We start from the raw sequence: 19,029 nt of genomic DNA, 5'->3' as shown, positions 1-19,029 counted from the left end.
GGAAGGAGCGATCCTTCCGGCCCTTTTCGTTCATCCGGCTGCAAGATTTCCGGGAACCAGTCGCGATGGGCTGCGTTTGAGAAGCGATGAATTCCGTCTGCGTCACGAACCCGACACTGGCCCACCCGTGAAGAACGGGTTTGCGGAAGCGACAATCCCGGCTTCGGGGCCCTCCCGTGGCGCAGCAATCGATCGCGAGATTTACCGCATCCTGTTCGAGAACATGGAAGACGGGTTCTGCGTGATCGAATTCGTCGATGGCCCGCACGGCCCGTTGAGCGACTATGTCCAAGTGCTCGCCAACCCAGCCTACGAGCGCCACACCGGCATACCCAATGTTGTCGGGCAGTATTTGCGCCAGATGGTTCCGGACGAGGCGGACGACTGGATCGCCTTCTATGGAAAGGTCCTCCACACCGGCGAGCCGATCCGGTTCCGCAATGAACTGGTCGCCACCGCACGACATCTCGAGGTGTCATCCTTCCGGATTGGCGGCTTCGAGGACCGGCTCGTGGCGGTACTGTTCAAGGACGTGACCGAACGTGTCACCGCCGAAGGCGCACTGCACCAGCTCAATGAAACGCTGGAACAGCGCGTGGCTGACGCTCTCGCCCAGCGCGAAGTTGCCGAGAGCGCCCTGCGCCAGGCGCAGAAGATGGAAGCGGTCGGCCAATTGACCGGAGGCCTCGCGCACGATTTCAACAACCTGCTCGCGGGGATCACCGGTTCGTTCGAATTGATCGGTCGCCGCGTGGAGCAGGGCCGCGCTGGCGAGGTTCCGCGCTATGTCGAAGCCGGTCTCGGGGCCGCGCAGCGTGCGGCCGCGCTGACCCATCGCCTGCTCGCGTTCTCCCGGCGACAGACGCTTTCGCCACGTGCGACGCCTGCAAATCGTCTGGTCGAAGAGTTCATCGATCTTGTCCGCCGCACCATGGGGCCAGCGATTACCGTCGAGACCGACCTCGCCCCCTCGCTCTGGCCCGCGCTCGTCGATGCCAACCAGCTCGAGAACGCGCTTCTCAACTTGTGCATCAATGCTCGCGATGCGATGCCCGACGGCGGCCGACTGTCGATTTCCACGCTGAACGTCACGCTGTGCGATGAGGAAGCCGACAAGCGCGGCCTTGCTGCGGGCGACTACGTGACCATCACGGTAGGCGATTCAGGCGTTGGCATTTCCGCCGAAGACCTCGACCGCGTGTTCGAACCGTTTTTCACCACCAAGCCGACGGGACAGGGCACCGGCCTCGGCCTTTCCATGGTCTATGGCTTTGCGCGGCAAAGCAACGGGCTCGTCCGCATTCGCTCGACGCCGGGTCACGGCACCCAAGTGCGAATCTATCTTCCGCGCCACGATGCAGAGGCCGAGGCCCCGGTACCTGCTGGCACGTGCCGGTCGCCCCAAGCGCTGCCGGGTGCAACCGTGCTGGTGGTGGACGACGAGCCGACCGTGCGCATGATGATCGTCGATGGTCTCGGCCTGATCAACGTCAACTGCATCGAGGCCGCCGATGGCGCGGCAGCGCTGGCATTGCTGGATCGTCACGAAGGGATCGACCTGCTCGTCACCGACGTCGGGCTGCCGGGCGGTCTCAATGGCCGCCAGGTCGCCGATGAAGCCCGCCGCCGCATTCCCGGCCTCGGCGTCCTCTTCGTCACGGGCTATGCCGACAGCGTGGTGCTCCAGAAGGATGCGATGGAGCAGGGGGTAGATGTCCTGACCAAGCCCTTCCCGATCGACGAATTGCAGCGCCGCGCCGCGAGGCTGCTCGGCGACGTCAGCCCCGAGGGCTGATCCTCTCGAACAGGTCGACGACCACGTCTTCGTCGATCTCGTGCTCACCATATCTGACGAAGCCGAGCCGTTCAGCGAGGGCCACTGAGGCATCGTTTCCGCGCTCGATCATGCAGGCAACACGAGACACGCCGTGCGCCTGTTCAACCCACGCGAGCGCCGCTTCCATCGCCTCGCTTGCATAACCCTTGCCCCAGTGTTCGCGCGCGACGATCCATCCCGCTTCGACCACATCGTCCATGCCCTTGCCGAAGCCACGCATGGAGTGGAACACGCCGAGCTGGCCGACGAAGCTGCCTGTCGCCCTTTCGTGTGCAAGGAACAGGCCGTAGCCGTAGAAATGCCACGAGCCTGCTGCGCGCAGGGCCCGCGAGAACATGTCGGTGGTCGGGTCTTCCGGCCGCGGTCCGAGGAAGCGGTGCACTTCAGGGTCAGACACCAGATCACGCAGGAGCACATAGTCTTCGCGCCCCGGTTCGGAGAGGGTCAGGCGGGCGGTTTCGATGACAGGGTTCACAGCGCAAGATCCAGTGCGTGAAGCGTGAGGCCAACGAGCCCGCCGACAAGCGTGCCATTGATGCGGATGAACTGGAGATCGCGACCCACGGCGCCCTCGATCCGGTCCGTCACCGTGCGCGCATCCCAGCGCTTGACCGTCTCCGACACCAGCCGGACGATCTGGGCGCCGTAGCGCGTGGAAACGCCGACCATGGTCCGCCGCGCGAAACGGTTGACCACGCGCTGCAGGCGAACGTCGTCTTTCAGCGCGCCGCCAAGTTCGGCAAGGCTCGCGCCGAACTGTCCGCCCAGCGCTCCGCGCGGATTGCGCACGATCTGCAGCAAGCGCGTGCGGCCCCGCTCCCACAGACCATCGAGCCACCGTCCGAACGCGGGATTGGCAAGAACCTCGTGCTTCATCTGCTCGACCTTCGCGCGCAGCTCTGCGTCATGGATGAGATCGTGCGCGAGGGTTTCAAGCCCTTCCTCGATCTTGCGGCGCAAGGGATGTTCGGGAACCACAAGCGTCTCGGCCAGCAGCTTGTAGAGGCCATCAAGGATCGCGTTGGCGAGCTTCTCGTCGAGGCCCGTCCAGCGCAGGATGGTGTTCGCACGCTCGTGGATCGTCGCCTGGATCAAAGGTTCATTGGCCTCGATCGTCTCAGCCGCCTTGCGGATCAGGCTCTCGATCACCGGCATGTGCCGACCGTCGGCAATCGCCGCGCCGAGGAGCTGGCCGAGCAGGGGGGCAAGCTCGAGCTTCTCCAACTGCGCGCGCAAGGCACCCTTGGCGAGACCGCCGAGCTCCTCCGGGTCGAGCGATTCCAGCACGTCGGCAAGCAATCCCGCCGCACCATCGCGCAAGCGGCTTTCACCGGTACGCGGGTCGGCAAGGAAGCTGCCAGCGGCTGAGGCCACGTTGACCGCCCCCATCCGGCGCGCGACCACCTGAGGGGTGAGGAAATTGGCCTGCAGGAACGCTGCCATCGTCTCGGCGATGCGGTCCTTGTTCTCTGGGATGATCGCGGTGTGCGGTATCGGCAGGCCGAGCGGATGACGGAACAGCGCGGTCACCGCAAACCAGTCAGCCAAGCCACCGACCATCGCAGCCTCGGCGAACGCGCGGACGAAGCCCAGCGCGGGATGGAGACCTTCGTAATGGCGAGTCAGGGCGTAGACCACGGCCATGGCCAGCAGCAGGGACGTTGCCACCACCCGCATCCGGCGCGCACGATCCGCCGGGCTCTTAAGCCCAGGAGCAAGGCGACCGGACGTCATGCGGTGAATTCCGCGCTGGCCCGGAGTCTTGCCCCGGCTGGCTCGGGCGTTGTTGCGATCACTCCGCGGGTAATGCCTCGCGCACGGGTTCGTTCCGCTCCGAGTCCGCCCGGTCATTCGGCTGGTACCCCAAGACCTTGCGGGCAAGCCATGGCCCGATGCGCTTCTCGACGCCATCGGCGAGGCTGAAACCTGCCGGAACGATCAGCAGGGTCAGAGCGGTCGACAAGGTAAGCCCTCCGATCACGACAACGCCCATCGGTGCCCGCCATCCACCATCGCCGCCCACGGATACGGCCGTCGGGATCATGCCTGCGACCATTGCCACGGTCGTCATGATGATCGGTTGCGCGCGCTTGTGACCCGCCTCGGTAATGGCAGCCAACTTGTCCTTGCCCGTTGCCATTTCCTCGATCGCAAAGTCGATCAGCAGGATCGAGTTCTTCGCGACAATGCCGAACAGCATCAGGATGCCGATGAACACCGGCAGCGACAGGGCCTGACCCATCAGCCAGATCGCCAGCAACCCACCAAGCGGGGCGAGGAACAACGAGCCCATGTTGACCAGCGGCGAAATGAAACGATGGTACAGCAGCACAAGCACCGAGAACACAAGCAGGATGCCCGAGGCGACAGCGATTCCGAAGTTCTTCATCAGCTCGGCCTGGAACTTGTCCTCGCCTGCTGCCGTGTTCGAAACGCCCTGCGGCAGGTTCTGCATGATCGGCAGCTTGGCGATGGCTGCCATCGCATCGCCCTTGATCACGCCGGGCCGCAAGTCTGCACCGACAAAGACGCGGCGGCTCTGGTTGTAGCGCTGGATCTGGGTTGGCCCGGAACCGAAGCCGATCTCCGCCACCCGCGAAAGCGGGACCGAACCGCCGGAGGCCGTGGGCACCGGCAGATTCTCGATCGTCGACAGATCGCGGCGCGAGGATTCGGGCAGCTTCACGCGGATCGGAACCTGGCGGTCGGACAGCGAGAACTTGGCGCTGTTCTGGTCAATCTCACCCTGGGTCGCGATGCGTATGACCTGGCTCAGCGCCTGTGTCGTGACGCCAAGGTTGGCAGCAAGGTCGAGCCGCGGCTTGATGATCACTTCGGGGCGCCGCAAGTCGGCACTGATGCGCGGAGCAACCAGCAGCGGCAGCGTGCCCATCTGGTCGACCAGCGTCTGCGCAGTCCTTTGCAGCAGGTCCGGATCGGAGCCTGCCAGCATGATGCTGATCGGACGGCCTGAACCGCCGCCTGGACCACCGGGGCCCTGCGCCTGGAAGTTGGCCCGGATGTCCGGAACCGCCTGCAACTGAGGCGTCAGCTCACGTTCGAAATCGAGGCTGGTCCTCACCCGGTCGCGGCGGAGATTGACGTAGATGTTGGCTCGTCCCTCGCGCACTGATGCGAGCTGCGATTCCACTTCCTGCTGCTTTGCCAGCAAGGCCACGACTTCCGAGACCTTGCGCTCGGTCTGCTGCAGCGTCGTCCCCGGCACCATTTCGATGGATACGGTGCTCGAATCGCTGTCTGCATCGGGAAAGAACTGCGCCGGGATCGAGGCGAACATGACGATCGTCAGGGCGAAAGCGCCAATGCCGATGCCCATCATCCAGATGCGGTGATCGTGCAAGCGCGCGAGGAAGCGGCGGCGCGGATGCCTGGCGCGGTAGGCTGCTGCCTTCGAGGTGTCGAGCGACCAGCCCAGCACCTTCATGTACTTGTCCATCCACGGCCCGCCGCCGTGCTCGGCCTCGCCATGCGCCTGCAGGAAGTAGGCCGCGACCATCGGCGTGATCATGCGTGCGACGAGAAGGGAGAACAGAACTGAAATGACCACGGTGAGGCCGAAGTTCTTGAAGAACTGTCCGGACACGCCAGGCATGAGCGCCACGGGGAAGAACACCGCAACGATCGAGAATGTGGTGGCAACCACCGCGAGGCCGATCTCATCGGCAGCATCGATGGCAGCCTGATAGGCGGACTTGCCCATTCGCATGTGCCTGACGATGTTCTCGATCTCCACGATCGCATCGTCCACCAGCACACCTGCGACCAGGCCGAGGGCCAGAAGCGACATCTGGTTGAGCGTGAAGCCCATCAGGTCGAGAACCCAGAACGTGGGTATCGAAGAAAGCGGAATCGCCAGAGCCGAGACGATCGTCGCACGCCAGTCACGCAGGAACAGGAAGACCACGACGACTGCCAGCACCGCGCCTTCGACCATCGCGTTCATCGACGAGCGATACTGGTCCTTGGTCTGGATGACCGAGGTAAACAGCAGTTCGAAGTGGATCTTGCCGCCCTGCTCTGCCTCGATCTTCTTCATTTCCTCCAGCGCCCCGTCGTAGACGGAGACGTCGGATTCGCCGCGCGCGCGGGAGAACGAGAAGGTCACCACGCCCTTTTTGTTGAACTTGGCGATGGATGTGAGTTCGCTGTAGGCGTCGCGCACGTCGGCGACGTCGGCCAGTCGCACCGTGCGGTTGCCCGAGAGTGAAATCTCGGTCTGCGACAAGTCATAGGCCGTCTTGGCATTGCCCAGCACGCGCACGGACTGGCGTGATCCGGCAACTTCCGTCTTGCCGCCCGCCGCATTGATGTTGACCTGGCGCAGCGCTGCGTTGACCTGGCTTGCGGTCACGCCAAGCGCGGTCATTTTCGCCGGGTTGAGCGTGACGGCAATCTCGCGATTGACGCCGCCCGAGCGGCTGACTTCAGCCATGCCGGACACGGTCAGCAGACGCTTGGCGATGGTATCGTCGATGAACCACGACAGCTGCTCGATCGTCATGTCGTCGGCCACGACCGCATAGTAGGCGATCGGGTTCGACGACGTTTCGACCTTGAACACCTGCGGTTCGAGAATGCCTTCGGGCAGGTCGGACCGGATCTGGTCAACCTTGTTCTTGACCTCGTTGACCGCCGCGTTGATGTCTTGGCCGATCTTGAACTGCACCTGCGTCTGGCTGCTGCCTTCCGATGCGGTGGACGTCAAGGTATCGACGCCGGCAATCGACCGCACGGCAGATTCGACGCGCTGGGTAATCTGGTTCTCGATCTCGGTCGGCGCGGCACCGGGCTGCGAGATCTGGACGATGACGATCGGGAACTCGATGTCCGGGTTGTCCTGGACCTTCATTCCCATGAAAGAAACAATGCCTGCAAGCGTCAGCCCGAGGAACAGGACGATGGGCACGACCGGGTTGCGGATGCACCAGGCCGAGATGTTCTGGAAGTTCATCGCCAGCCCTTACTTCTGAACGACCGGCTGGACCTTGTCGCCCGGGTTGAGGAAGCCGCCTGCCCGCAGCACCACGCGCTCACGACCCGACAGTCCCTCGATAACCGTGATGCCCTGCGCGCTCACCTCGCCGGTCTTGACCGGGCGGCGCTCCGCCTTGTTATCACTGCCGACCACGTAGACGAAGGTGCCCTTGTCATCGCTGAGGATCGCTGATTCCGGCAGAACCGGAGCGGTCACGGTTCCCGATGCCAACGTGGCCGTGGCAAAGCCGCCCGGGCGCAGCGCAAGATCATAAGGCAGGGCAATGCGGACGATGCCTTCGCGGCTGGTCTGGTCGATGGTTGGCGAAAGCTGCCAGATCTGACCATCAAACGTACGCTCCGAGCCTGTCGGGACGACCTTGGCCGAAGCACCGACGGCCAGCCGGGCGAGATCGGCTTCGGCGAGGCGAGCCTGCATCTCCATCTGACCGTCACGCGCCATCGAGAACAGCACGCCGCTTCCCGAACTGACGATCTGTCCCGGCTCTGCCGCACGGGTCAGCACGAGGCCAGAAGCAGGGGCTACGATGTTGAGCCGTGCCGCGCGCGCACCCAGTTCACCGAGGCTTCCCCGCGCCACGCGGACCCGGGCCACGGCCGCATCGCGCGTTGCCGTCAGCCTGTCCACGTCCGCCTTCGAAATGAATCCGCGCTCTACCAGCTTGAGCGCACGGTCGAGATTGGCCTGAGCGAGGCGCGCGTCCGCCGCGGCGACCTCAACGTTGGCAGCCTGGCTCGCGATCTGCTGGCTCTGCACCGAGCGGTCGATGACGGCGAGCACCTGACCCGCCTTCACCCAGTCACCCGCATCGACCAGCACGCTGACGATCTGCCCGCCTTCACCAGCAACGCCGACCGGCATTTCGCGACGGGCTGCGATCGTGCCGCTGGCGGTGATCGTGCCGGTGATCGTCGTCGCACCCGGGACCACCACGGTCACGACCTGCGCCTGCGCACCCTTGCTGTCAGCAGCGGCATCACTGCCACGGTGCATGAAGAACCACGCAGCGACCAGAACGGCAGCAATCAGCGCTCCGATGATCCAGAGGCGGCGTGAGTTGCCCTGCTCGCCCTCGCCTCCTGAAAATTCGGGTGAGAGCGGTCCGTCGGCGTTGATCGTCGTTTCGTAGTTCATGTTCGTCACTGCCTTCGTCCCATGGCGGGGCGAGGGCCGGCCCCTTCAAACTCGAGTAGGTGTGTTACATTTGCAACGCACTTGCCGCAAGCACGCGGCCCCGCCGTATTGGCAGGCCAAGCGAGTGCAATAGACCTGCTTCCGACGAGGTGCAATTCCGTCTCGACAAAGGACTTATGCCCAAATTCGGACCGTGTCTTTCTTGCACCTGTAACTTTTTGTAACGCATTTCTCTCATTCGGGGAGCCACTTTTGCAAGGATGCTGCGGCGCAAGAAAGACGCCCAAAAAGAACAACGGCCGCTTCCGGGTGGAAACGGCCGTTGCGGATGGAGCTGGTGGGCGCAATCAGTACTTGAGCTGGCGCTCGTAGAGATCACGATAATGCTGTATTCGTGTCACGCGCAGGCCCTGCATGCCCGAGCGGTCAACCGCCCGCTGCCACGAGGCAAACTCTTCAAGCGTCAGGCTGTAACGCTCGCAGACTTCATCGATCGTCAGTAGCCCGCCATTGACGGCCGCCACGACTTCGGCCTTGCGGCGCACGACCCAGCGGGTCGTATTTGGCGGCGGCAGACTGTCGATCGTCAGCGGCTCTCCGAGCGGGCCGATCACTTGTGCCGGGCGGATTTTCTGGTTCTCGATCATATGAATCTCATGCTTCGGCGCGGCCGGACCGCGCCCCTGTATCCAGGCTGTCTGTAATCAGGCTTTCTGGTGTGCCCGGGTTCGCTTTGCCATTCGCTGAAGAGTTTGGGTTAACGACGCGTTCACCTGCCCCCGTGTGCGGCGGAACGCCCTGAATTCCCGATGCAATGAAGGCTGCAGTCTGCCTGTGGAAGCTTCCGCTCACAGGAGTAGCAGCGCCTGACGCATTCATCCCATGGCTTGTCGCAACAGATGTTAGGGCCCGGCGCAAATCCTGAGCAGCGGAAATGCGTGCACACAGCCCGTCCCACGTCAATGGGCGCAGCCCGATGGCGCCCTCACCTGTGGCAAACCCGCCGGGATCGTTGAAGCTCATGTCCATGCCACGCTTCTAGGCAGGAGATGGCTAAGGTCCGGTAAAGGGCCAATTTAGCATTTGTTCATCGCGCAAGGGACGCCTCAACCCGCATGAGACCCCGACAACACGGGCACTTTGCCCTTCCGAGCAAAAGCGCCTATGGGCGCGCGATGCCCGATACTTTGGCTCCCGTTGACCTTTTTGACCTGCCCGGACCGTTTTCGGCCCGGCGAATCGTCGTTGCCATGTCGGGCGGAGTCGACAGCTCCGTGGTCGCCGGTCTTGCAACGTCAACAGGTGCCGAAGTGATCGGCGTGACGCTCCAGCTCTACGACTACGGCGCTGCTACCGGGCGGAAGGGTGCATGCTGCGCGGGCGACGACATCCGCGATGCCCGAGCTGTCGCCGACCGCCTCGGCATTGCCCACTACGTGTTCGACCACGAATCGAGCTTCCGCGAAGAGGTGGTCGAGCGGTTTGCCGACGACTACCTCAATGGCCGCACTCCCATTCCTTGCGTCCGCTGCAACATGGGGCCCAAGTTCACGGACCTGCTGGCCATGGCGCGCGAACTGGGTGCCGATTGCCTTGCGACCGGGCACTACGTCCGCCGTGTCATGGGCCCGGCTGGCGCCGAACTGCACCGCGCCTTCGATCCTGCACGGGACCAGTCGTACTTTCTCTACGGCACGACCGAAGCGCAGCTCGATTTCCTGCGTTTCCCGCTGGGAGGCCTGCCCAAGAGCGAGACCCGCCGGATGGCCGAGCAGATGGGGCTGGTCGTCGCGGCCAAGCCCGACAGCCAGGACATCTGCTTTGTGCCCGATGGTGACTATGCCAAGATCGTTCGCGCCGTCCGCCCCGAAGGCGATGCACCGGGCGAGATCGTCCATGCTGCCAGTGGAGAAGTGCTCGGCCACCATCGCGGCATCATCCATTACACCGTGGGCCAGCGCCGTGGCCTCGAGATCGGCGGCCAGCCCGAACCGCTCTACGTTGTCGGCCTCGACGCGCCATCGCGTCGCGTCCTTGTCGGCCCGCGCCCGATGCTGGCCGTGGGGAGCGCCCTTATCACTGAGACAAACCGCATCGGCCCCCTCCCTGACGGTCCGCTGACGGCAAAGGTGCGCTCGCTGGCAAAGCCCGTGCCGGTCACGCTTGAAGGCCGGTTCGGTGAAGGCGCCAGCGCGCGCATCCGCTTCCTCCAGCCCGAATACGGGGTCGCCCCCGGGCAGGCGGCGGTGGTCTATGCCGGCGATCGCGTGGTCGGCGGCGGCTGGATCGATTCGACCGAGCGCTGGGAAGACTGAGGCCTCAGCGTTTCCAAGGCTCGAGCACGCAGCCCGAACCTTCGCGATAAGTTGCAGTCTGGGCGAACATCAGCGCGAACCGGGCAGTCACGCTCTTCGATTCGGCGTCCTCGCTGAGGGTCACTAGCTCCATTCCCGGCTCGAAGTCCTTCCGGCAATCCGAAAGCGTTCGGCCACCGGCATAGCGGCACGAGCACGCAACGCGCGCGCCGTAGCTCGCCCCGGTCTGTCCGTAGCCCCGGATCGAGGACCAGAACGTGGCGAGCAAGGCCACCAGCAACACGGCCACGATCAGCGCAGCGCGTAGACGCCAGTTGCGGCGCGGGGCGATGGTCAGCGACGGAGCTGTGGGGGAACTGTGGTTGCCGGTTGCCATGGATACCGATTCTGGACGAAAGGACTGGCCCGATGGCCCGCCGCTCGCTCTCCCTTATCCTCAGCCTTGCGCTGCTGCCAGTCCTGGCGGGATGTTCGCAGGGGACGAATGCGCCAGATGGCCCGCCGCCGGTGTCCGAAGCTGCGCTGAAGGCGGTGGTCAAGGAGCCCGGCGTTGATCGCGAGAAGCTCGCCCGCGCAGTCGATGCGCTGTTCGCGCCCGAAATGGGCGAGACGCGCGCGGTGATCGTGATGAAGAACGGGCGCATCGTGGCCGAGCGCTATGCAGAGGGCTACCACGAGAACACGCGGTTCGTGAGCTGGTCGATGGCCAAGTCGGTCACCGGCGTGATGATCGGGATGCTCGTTTCGGATGGACGGCTGCGGCTCGACCAGTCGGCTCCTGTGCCGGCATGGCAGCGCCCCGGCGACCCGCGCGGCGAGATCACCGTGCGGCAGCTTCTGCAGATGCGCTCGGGCCTGCGCCATGCCGAGGCAATAGATCCCGTCTATGAAGCGGACGAGGTGCGCATGCTGTTCCTCGACGGGCGCGACGACATGGCGCGCTATGCCGAGGACCAGCCGCTCGAGGCCGAACCCGGACGCAAGTTCGAGTATTCCACCGCGACCAGCGTGATCCTCGCAGACCTCGCGGCGCGCGTGCTCAGCCCTGCGGCCGATCCCGAAAGCCGCCGCCATGCCGTGGCCGACTACTTGCGCACCCGCCTGTTCGAACCGGCGGGCATGAAGTCGATGCTCCCTGAATTCGACGCTTCGGGCACGCTTGTTGGCGGATCGCTGATACACGGCACCGCGCGCGACTGGGGCAAGTTCGGCGAGTTCCTGCGCAACAAGGGATCGGTCAAGGGCGCACAGATCATTCCGCGCCAGTGGATCGAGTTCATGGTCACGCCTTCTCCACGCGAGGCCCAGTACGGCGCACAGATCTGGCTCAATCGCACGCCGACGAACGGCGATGCCTCGCTCTTCCCGGATCGCGGACCCAAGGACCTGTTCGCGTGCATCGGCCATCTCGGCCAATACGTGATGGTCAGCCCGAGCCGTGGCCTGACCGTCGTCCGCCTCGGCAAGACGCAGGACGACAATCTACCGCCGGTTGTCGACGGGCTGGCGGATATCGTCTCGCTGTACCGTTAAGGCCTGACAGCATCAGGGCAGACGGAACAGCCCCTCGACCACGGTCACGCAATCGCCGCCCAGCAGCACGCGGTCCCCTTCGAGACGACAGGCGAAGTCCGCGCCCCTCGCCGATGCCTGATGGGCGCTGAAGGTGTTGCGGCCGAACCTGGCCGCCCAGAACGGCGTCAGCGCGGCATGAGCAGACCCTGTCGCCGCATCCTCGTCGATCCCGCCGCCGGGCACAAAGACGCGGCTGACGATGTCCGCTCCCGAAGTGTGGCCCGCTCCGGTAGCGGTGGCGATGAACTGCACGTCGCCGAACGCAAGCAACGCCTTGAAATCGGGAGCAAGGGCAAGGACTTCAGCCGCAGTGGCATAGTGGAACAGATTGTAGCCATCGCACTGCCACACCTCGGTCGGCTGGCCCGGTCCGAGCAGTGGCACCGCTTCATCGAAAGCGCCCGGTGCGGTCGGCACCGCCGGAAGAGACAGGACATAGCGAGCGCCGTCCCGAGCCACTTCGAGAATGCCCGCCTTGCGCGTGGCAAAGGTCACCCGCCCGCGCATCGGATCCTGCGCCAGCACGACATGGCCAGATGCCAGCGTAGCGTGGCCACACATCGCAACTTCGACCGCAGGTGTGAACCAGCGCAGCTCGAAATCCGCCGATCCGGTGTGGTCCGGCACGAGGAACGCGGTCTCGGCGAACATGTTTTCCGCGCCGATTGCCTGCAGGGTGGCATCGTCGGGCCAGGCCTCGAGCATCATCACCGCCGCCTGATTGCCGCCAAGGGCGCGGGCGGTGAAGGCATCGACGTGGAAGTAGGGGACTCTGGAATCGCTCACGCTGCAGGCGCTCCCGTGGTTGGTGAACCTTGAGCAAGGATGGCGGGGCTGGTGCCGTCAGGACCGGGGCTGAGCAGGTTTTCCGCTCCCATCATGTCCTCGTCGACCAACCCCTCCGGATCAGGATGAATGAGGATTTCAACGCCGGGAAACTCCGCTGTCAGCTTGTCCTCGATCTCATCCATAACACGATGCGCCTCGGTCACGGTCATGCGTCCGTCGACCCAGACGTGGAACTGGACGAAATCGCGGTTGCCGCTGGTGCGGGTGCGCAAATCGTGCAGGCCCTTGAGTTCCGGATGCTGGGCAACGACTTCGAGGAAGCGCTCGCGCTTTTCCAGCGGCCATTCGTGGTCCATCAGCTGCTCGATCGCTTCCTGCGACGCGCCCCACGCGCCCCAGCCAAGCCAGAGCGCGATGCCGAAGGCGAAGACCGCGTCGGCACCCTTGATCCCGATATATGTATCGATGACGAGGGCCGCGATCACCGCAAGGTTCAGGAACAGGTCCGATTTGTAGTGGACGTTGTCAGTGCTGATCGCGAGACTGCCGGTCTGGCGGATGACGTGGCGCTGATAGGCGAGCAGGGCAAAAGTTGCCGCAAGTGCAATGGTCGAGACGATCACACCCGATTCGGCTTCTGCCACTTGCGCTTGGCCGAGAAACTGGCCGACCGCGCGGAAGGCTAGGCCGATGGCCGAGATCGAAATCAGCACGACCTGGAACATCGCCGCCAGCGCCTCGGCCTTGCCGTGTCCGAAGCGGTGGTTGTGGTCATCGGGCTGCGAGGCGATCCATACGCCGAGCAGGGTGGCGAGGCTTGCCACCAGATCGAGCGCGGTGTCCGCCAGCGATCCGAGCATCGCGGTCGACCCGGTCGACAGTACTGCCCACACCTTCAACCCCACAAGCAGCATCGCCACAGAAATGCTGGCGAGAGCGGCCTTGCGGTTGAGGTCGTTGTGCGTGTCGGCGCGGGTCATGTCCATGGTGGGCGCCTTAGGGGTAAAGCAGGGTGCTGGTCCAGCCACCTGCGCCATCGCTGACGAAGCGGCGGCGTTCGTGCAGGCGATAGTCGCGGTCCTGCCAGAACTCGATCGCAACAGGCGTCACGCGGTAACCCGACCAGTGCGCCGGGCGCGGCACGTTGCCATCGGGATACTGCTCGCGCAGCGCCGCGACTCGATCCAGATAGACCTGCCGGTCCTGCAGAGGACGAGACTGTTCCGACGCTGCCGAGCCTAACCGCGACTCGGGATGACGGCTGGCAAAATAGGCGTCGGCCTCTTCCGGTGTAACCTCGGCAATCGCGCCCTCGATGCGGATCTGGCGACGTAGCGACTTCCAGTGGAACAGCAGCGCGACGTTGGGATTCGCAGCCAGCTCGCCACCCTTGCGACTGAGGAAGTTGGTGTAGAACACGAAGCCATGAGGGCCGTGGCCCTTCAGGAGCACCATGCGCACCGAGGGGTGCCCATCGGACGTCGACGTTGCGAGCGCCATGGCGTTGGGGTCGTTGGGTTCGCTCTTCTGCGCCTCAGCAAACCACGATTCGAAGATCGCGAAGGGATCGGCATGGGGAATCGCGTCGGAGTTCTGTTCAGACTTCACGGGAGTTTCCTGAAAGGGGTTTACGCTGTTTACACTGTCCAGAGCATAACGATGGGAGGCCTGAAGTGGCGTCATTTCCGCGCTCGTCGAGGTCCGTGCCTTTGCTGGAACTCTGGCGCTTCTCAATGACCGGGATCAATTGCATGGCTCCGGCCTACTCCTCCAGAGCAATGTAGGAAAGCCAACCTTGCGGGCAGGCCTTGCGCGCCCTAGCTAGGACGCCATGGCAGATCCGTATTCGATCCTGGGAGTTCCGCGCAGCGCGAGCGAGAAGGACATCAAGTCCGCTTACCGCAAGCTGGCCAAGGAATTGCACCCGGACACAAACAAGGACAATCCCAAGGCCACGGAGCGATTCTCCGAGGTCACCCGCGCCTATGACCTGCTGTCGGACAAGGACAAGCGCGCGAAGTTCGACCGTGGCGAGATCGATGCCGACGGAAATCCGATGGGCCCGTTCGGTGGCGGTTTCGGCGGTGGCGGCGGAGGGTTTCGCGGCAACCAGGGCGGCTTCCGCCACGATGGCGGTTTCGAGGGCGGCTTCGGCGGCGGGCCGGAAGGCATCGACATCGGCGACATTTTTGAGGGCCTGTTCGGTGGCCGTGGGGGCATGGGTGGCGGTGGCATGGGCGGAATGGGCGGCGCACGCCGCGGTCCTCCGCCCAAGGGTGCCAACGTCAACTACCGGTTGCAGGTATCGTTCGTCGATGCGGCTACCCGCGCCAACCAGCGCATCACCCTTTCAGACGGCAAGACGGTCGACCTCAAGCTCCCTGCGGGGCTCGAGAACGGCCAGCAGATGCGTCTTGGCGGCAAGGGCGAGTCGGGGCCGGGCGGCAACGGCGATGCCATAGTCACGATCGAGATCGGCAGCCATCCGTTCTACGAGCGCGACGGTGACAATATCCGCCTCGACCTGCCGATCAGCCTTTCCGAAGCGCTGAATGGCAGCAAGGTGAAAGTGCCGACGGTCGACGGTGCAGTGATGCTCACCGTCGCGCCGGGAAGTTCCAGCGGGCGCACGCTGCGCCTCAAGGGCAAGGGCTTCAGCCGCAAGGACGGCACGCGCGGCGATCAGCTGGTCACGCTGCAGATTGATCTTCCAGCAGATGACGGGGACCTGAAAGCACGTCTCGAGGGTTGGGCGGACATGCGCAACCTTCGTGGCAAACTTGGTGTCTGAGGACACGCTCCCGGCATGAACGCTCCCGGCCCAACACCGCCGGGGGCCCGTCCGCTCGTCGACCTTCCCGACCTGTCGCCGGAAGCGCGGCGTCGCGAGGCGCTGCGCTGGCGTTCCGGCCTTGCCGAGGCGCGTGAGCGGCTCGGACCCGGGAGCCGCGCATGGGAAGTGGTCAAGCGCGTGTGGATCGGCGTGTTCAACGACGGTTCGATCCATGCCGGCAATCTTGCCTACATGATCGTGATCGCGCTGTTTCCGTTCTTCATCACCGGCGCCGCGCTGTTCTCGTTCATCGGTGAAGCCAGCCAGCGATCCGCTGCCATCGACACGGTACTGATCGCCCTGCCTCCGGTGGTAGCCACCACGATCGAGCCGGTTGCGCGCAGCGTGATCGAGGCTCGGACCGGCTGGCTGCTTTGGGTCGGCGGCATTGTCGGCCTGTGGACAGTGGGCAGCCTCGTCGAGACGATCCGGGACATCCTGCGCCGGGCTTATGGCACGCGCTGGGAACATGCCTTCTGGCGCTATCGCCTTGCTTCAACCGGTATCACGATTGGGTCGGTCGTGCTGATCCTGCTGGCGATCTTCGCGCAAGTGCTGATCGGTGCCGCGCAGGAAGTGATCGAAGCCTTCCTGCCGCAGTTCGGTTCGTTCGTCGGCAGTCTTTCGCTGTCGCGCTTCGTGCCTGCCGCCGTGCTTTACGGCGCTCTGTGGCTGCTGTTCATCTCGCTGACCCCGGGCGCCTATCGCGGGCGTGACTATCCGAAGTGGCCGGGCGCGCTGTTCGTTACGGCTTGGTGGATCGCGGTGACCACAGCCCTTCCCACCGCGCTACGCACATTTTTCTCATACGATCTGACCTACGGTAGCCTTGCCGGGGTGATGATCGCCCTTTTCTTTTTCTGGCTGGTCGGCTTAGGGATGGTCGTGGGGGCCGAACTCAACGCCGCACTTGCCGAAACGCCGGAAGAGCGCGACATGCTGGGACAGGCCGACGATCGTGCGCGGGTTCAAAAGGGCCGCGCCGGGAACGAGACAAGAAGCGAGAACGAGAACGCATGACCGGACTTATGCAAGGCAAGCGCGGCCTGATCATGGGCCTCGCCAATGACAAGTCGCTCGCCTGGGGCATTGCCAAGCAGCTTCATGAACATGGCGCAGAACTGGCCTTTTCCTATCAGGGCGAAGCGCTGGAAAAGCGTGTGCGCCCACTGGCAGCCAGCCTTGGCAGCGACTTCCTGATCGAATGCGACGTGTCCGACATGGACGCGCTCGACCAGACTTTCGAAACGCTGAAGGCGAAGTGGCCGACGATCGACTTCATCGTCCACGCCATCGGCTATTCCGACAAGAACCAGCTGCGCGGAAAGTTCTACGACACCACGCTCGACAACTTCCTGATGACGATGAACATCTCGGCCTACAGCCTGGTCGCCGTGACCAAGCGCGCGGTCGAGATGATGCCGAATGGCGGTTCGATCCTGACGCTGACGTACTACGGCGCCGAAAAGGTCGTGCCGCACTACAACGTCATGGGCGTGGCCAAGGCGGCGCTGGAAACCAGCGTGAAATACCTCGCCAACGATTGCGGACCGGCGGGCGTGCGCGTCAACGCGATCTCGGCAGGCCCGATCAAGACACTGGCCGCCAGCGGCATCGGTGACTTCCGCTACATCCTCAAGTGGAACGAGCTTAACAGTCCGCTGCGCCGCAACGTGACTATCGAGGACGTCGGTGGCGCTGGGCTCTATTTGCTGTCCGACCTTTCATCGGGCGTAACCGGCGAGACGCATCACGTGGATGCGGGCTATCACACGGTCGGCATGAAGCAGGAAGACGCGCCGGATATCGCTCTGGGGTGATTTGAACCAGGCCTCGTCATTCCCGCGCAGGCGGGAATGACGAAGTTGAAAGCTTAGGGCTGCACTGGCGCTGGTGGCGTGGCCTGCTCACCTGCCTGTTCGCGCTCGCGCTTCAGGCGGGCTTCGTATTCCTTTTCGATCTGCTCTACCCGGCCCTGCTCTGCTGCGGCATCGGCATCGATGGTCTGGAGGCGCTTCGCGCGCTCTTCTTCGATCAGCTTGCCAAACTGGACGTCGGTGCTGTTACGCTTTTCGGCATAGGCCTTGTCGATCAGCTTGCTGAGGCAGCCGGTGGCACCGCCTGCACCCACGGCAGAGCACGAATTTGTGCCGAAGTTGCCGACCGTTTCGTAAGCCTTGACCCGCTGGCTCCATGCTTGGTTTACTGCGGCGTTGGGATTGTCGCGCAGCGGCTTGGGAATGCGAAAGCGCTCTTCCTCTTCCTTGCGTGCGCAGACGGTGATCGTGTTACCTTCGGACTTGGGGCAGGGATCGTCGCCATAGACAATCAGCTGGTTGACCTTCTCACCTGCCGGATCGATCAGGCCCTGATCGGCGCCTTGCGCAAGAGCAGGGACAGCAAGCGCACTAGAAAGCAGCAAGGCGGCAGGGATCAGGCGCTTCATCATATGTCTCCGGTCAGGCACACCCCGATATAGGGGGTATGGGCACTGAATGGTAGATGAAGCCCGCGCGTTCCCTGCGATGTATCAAATCCGCTTGGAAAGCGCGATGGCTGCACGACAACCGAGGCGGATGGCGTGGAACATCAGCGGGTATGCCGGGGCCTTCTCCGCGCCTGCCGCCAGCGCGGCATCGCGGTGCTCACGCTCATCGTCGCGGAATTCGCGGATCATCCCGGCGAGTTCGGGGTCCTCGTCGCCGAGTTCCTCGAGCTGTTCGGTATAGTGCCGGTCGATCTCTGTCTCGATCGCGGCGGTGCAGGCCATGGCGGCTTCCGGGCCGATCAGCGCGGTGGCAGCGCCCAAGGCGAACCCGGCAGCGGACCATACCGGCTGCAGCGCGGTGGGGCGCACGCCGCGCCGGGCAAGCAGGGCATCGAACTTGGCACGGTGCCCGGCTTCCTGTTCGGCCATCGCGGCGATCTCTGCCGAATGGGGACCGCGATTGCCCATGACCGCAAGCTGGCCTGCGTAGATCCGGGTCGCGCCGAATTCGCCGGCCTGATCGACGCGAAGCATTTCAGCGGTCTTTGACATGTCAGGTTCCCTTGCGGCCCTTGCCGAGCAGCGCGAAGACAAGGATCGCGCCAGTCATCGAGATCAGGAAGTTGAACCCTGCGAGACTGATCCCGAAGAGGTCCCAAGGGGCAACGTCGCACCGCACGACCGGAGCATTCATGATCGCATCAAGCGGATTGCCGCCACCTGCAACGGTCGAGCAAGCGGTGACGCCTTCCCACCAGCCATATTCGACACCTGCGTGGAAGCCACCGATCAGGCCGGAGATGCCGATGGCAATGGCAGCGAGGGTTACAGAAAGATCGCCGGAACCCTTCCCTTTCATGGTCAGCGCCAGAAGCGCCAACACGATCGCGGCGATGTGCGGATAGCGCTGCCACCAGCACATCTGGCACGGATAAAGCCCGAACACGAACTGCGAGATCAGTGCGCCACCCATCAGGGCTGCGGGCACGATCAGGGTGAGCGCATAGGCGGCGGTACGGGACTGCTGCGGGGTCATGGGCC

General features: G+C 64.1%; 18 protein-coding genes. 6 read left to right on the top strand and 12 right to left on the bottom strand.

Annotated elements, in window-relative coordinates; genetic code table 11:
• Positions 1-127: 127 nt before the first annotated feature.
• On the top strand, positions 128-1,795 hold the full coding sequence (locus IQ25_RS08360; RefSeq protein ID WP_258536990.1) for an ATP-binding protein: 1,668 nt from the start codon (positions 128-130) through the stop codon (positions 1,793-1,795).
• Here IQ25_RS08360 and IQ25_RS08355 read toward each other — a convergent pair.
• The 5 genes from IQ25_RS08355 to sciP form a co-directional block, all read right to left on the bottom strand.
• Complete coding sequence (locus IQ25_RS08355; RefSeq protein ID WP_144904688.1) at positions 1,779-2,312, bottom strand: GNAT family N-acetyltransferase; 534 nt, start codon at positions 2,310-2,312, stop codon at positions 1,779-1,781. The genes IQ25_RS08360 and IQ25_RS08355 overlap by 17 nt on opposite strands.
• On the bottom strand, positions 2,309-3,571 hold the full coding sequence (locus tag IQ25_RS08350) for a DUF445 domain-containing protein (RefSeq protein ID WP_407070590.1): 1,263 nt from the start codon (positions 3,569-3,571) through the stop codon (positions 2,309-2,311). Before IQ25_RS08350 ends, IQ25_RS08355 begins: the two co-directional genes overlap by 4 nt.
• A 58-nt stretch (positions 3,572-3,629) precedes the next feature.
• On the bottom strand, positions 3,630-6,809 hold the full coding sequence (locus IQ25_RS08345) for an efflux RND transporter permease subunit (RefSeq protein WP_144904686.1): 3,180 nt from the start codon (positions 6,807-6,809) through the stop codon (positions 3,630-3,632).
• A gap of 9 nt (positions 6,810-6,818) precedes the next feature.
• Positions 6,819-7,988, bottom strand: coding sequence for an efflux RND transporter periplasmic adaptor subunit (locus IQ25_RS08340; protein ID WP_144904684.1), 1,170 nt, complete (start codon positions 7,986-7,988; stop codon positions 6,819-6,821).
• Between the two features lie 347 nt (positions 7,989-8,335).
• Complete coding sequence (gene sciP / locus IQ25_RS08335; RefSeq protein WP_144904682.1) at positions 8,336-8,635, bottom strand: CtrA inhibitor SciP; 300 nt, start codon at positions 8,633-8,635, stop codon at positions 8,336-8,338.
• A gap of 528 nt (positions 8,636-9,163) precedes the next feature.
• Between sciP and mnmA the strand changes: the two genes are divergently transcribed.
• The gene (mnmA, locus tag IQ25_RS08330; protein ID WP_144904680.1) at positions 9,164-10,303 is read left to right on the top strand and encodes a tRNA 2-thiouridine(34) synthase MnmA; all 1,140 of its coding nucleotides are present in this window, start codon (positions 9,164-9,166) and stop codon (positions 10,301-10,303) included.
• A gap of 4 nt (positions 10,304-10,307) precedes the next feature.
• Here mnmA and IQ25_RS08325 read toward each other — a convergent pair whose 3' ends face one another.
• The gene (locus IQ25_RS08325; RefSeq protein ID WP_144904678.1) at positions 10,308-10,679 is read right to left on the bottom strand and encodes a hypothetical protein; all 372 of its coding nucleotides are present in this window, start codon (positions 10,677-10,679) and stop codon (positions 10,308-10,310) included.
• A 32-nt stretch (positions 10,680-10,711) separates the two neighbouring features.
• Between IQ25_RS08325 and IQ25_RS08320 the strand changes: the two genes are divergently transcribed.
• The gene (locus IQ25_RS08320) at positions 10,712-11,836 is read left to right on the top strand and encodes a serine hydrolase domain-containing protein (RefSeq protein ID WP_144904676.1); all 1,125 of its coding nucleotides are present in this window, start codon (positions 10,712-10,714) and stop codon (positions 11,834-11,836) included.
• Between the two features lie 12 nt (positions 11,837-11,848).
• On the opposite strand, the gene IQ25_RS08315 is transcribed toward IQ25_RS08320, so the two are convergent.
• Genes IQ25_RS08315 through pdxH form a run of 3 tightly spaced genes read right to left on the bottom strand, consistent with a single transcriptional unit; the run spans position 11,849 to position 14,275 of the window.
• Positions 11,849-12,664 (bottom strand): PhzF family phenazine biosynthesis protein, encoded by an 816-nt coding sequence (locus IQ25_RS08315; protein ID WP_144904674.1) that lies wholly within the window; start codon positions 12,662-12,664, stop codon positions 11,849-11,851.
• Positions 12,661-13,653 (bottom strand): cation diffusion facilitator family transporter, encoded by a 993-nt coding sequence (locus IQ25_RS08310; protein WP_144904672.1) that lies wholly within the window; start codon positions 13,651-13,653, stop codon positions 12,661-12,663. Before IQ25_RS08310 ends, IQ25_RS08315 begins: the two co-directional genes overlap by 4 nt.
• Before the next feature lie 10 nt (positions 13,654-13,663).
• On the bottom strand, positions 13,664-14,275 hold the full coding sequence (gene pdxH / locus IQ25_RS08305; RefSeq protein WP_258536989.1) for a pyridoxamine 5'-phosphate oxidase: 612 nt from the start codon (positions 14,273-14,275) through the stop codon (positions 13,664-13,666).
• A 223-nt stretch (positions 14,276-14,498) separates the two neighbouring features.
• On the opposite strand from pdxH, the gene IQ25_RS08300 reads away from it, so the two are divergent.
• From IQ25_RS08300 to fabI, 3 genes are read left to right on the top strand one after another with little or no spacing between them, the layout of a single operon-like run.
• Positions 14,499-15,458 carry a DnaJ C-terminal domain-containing protein gene (locus IQ25_RS08300; RefSeq protein WP_144904668.1) on the top strand — a complete coding sequence of 320 codons (960 nt, stop codon included), beginning with the start codon at positions 14,499-14,501 and terminating at the stop codon, positions 15,456-15,458.
• Positions 15,459-15,473: 15 nt separating this feature from the next.
• Positions 15,474-16,520: a YihY/virulence factor BrkB family protein gene (locus IQ25_RS08295; protein ID WP_144904666.1), complete on the top strand. Its 1,047-nt coding sequence runs from the start codon at positions 15,474-15,476 to the stop codon at positions 16,518-16,520.
• The gene (fabI, locus tag IQ25_RS08290) at positions 16,517-17,320 is read left to right on the top strand and encodes an enoyl-ACP reductase FabI (protein WP_144904664.1); all 804 of its coding nucleotides are present in this window, start codon (positions 16,517-16,519) and stop codon (positions 17,318-17,320) included. Before IQ25_RS08295 ends, fabI begins: the two co-directional genes overlap by 4 nt.
• Positions 17,321-17,373: 53 nt before the next feature.
• Here fabI and IQ25_RS08285 read toward each other — a convergent pair whose 3' ends face one another.
• The 3 genes from IQ25_RS08285 to IQ25_RS08275 all read right to left on the bottom strand — a co-directional run bounded on the left by IQ25_RS08285 (position 17,374) and on the right by IQ25_RS08275 (position 19,024).
• Positions 17,374-17,949, bottom strand: a complete 576-nt coding sequence (locus IQ25_RS08285; RefSeq protein WP_144904662.1) for a hypothetical protein — start codon at positions 17,947-17,949, stop codon at positions 17,374-17,376.
• 81 nt (positions 17,950-18,030) lie between these two features.
• The gene (locus IQ25_RS08280) at positions 18,031-18,540 is read right to left on the bottom strand and encodes a demethoxyubiquinone hydroxylase family protein (protein ID WP_144904660.1); all 510 of its coding nucleotides are present in this window, start codon (positions 18,538-18,540) and stop codon (positions 18,031-18,033) included.
• A gap of 1 nt (position 18,541) precedes the next feature.
• On the bottom strand, positions 18,542-19,024 hold the full coding sequence (locus IQ25_RS08275; protein WP_144904659.1) for a disulfide bond formation protein B: 483 nt from the start codon (positions 19,022-19,024) through the stop codon (positions 18,542-18,544).
• Positions 19,025-19,029: the final 5 nt, after the last annotated feature.

Origin of the sequence: Novosphingobium taihuense, assembly GCF_007830315.1 — a bacterium.
Lineage (GTDB): Bacteria > Pseudomonadota > Alphaproteobacteria > Sphingomonadales > Sphingomonadaceae > Novosphingobium > Novosphingobium taihuense.
Note: the sequence above shows the minus strand (reverse complement) of the source record. Positions and strands in the feature narration are given on the sequence as shown.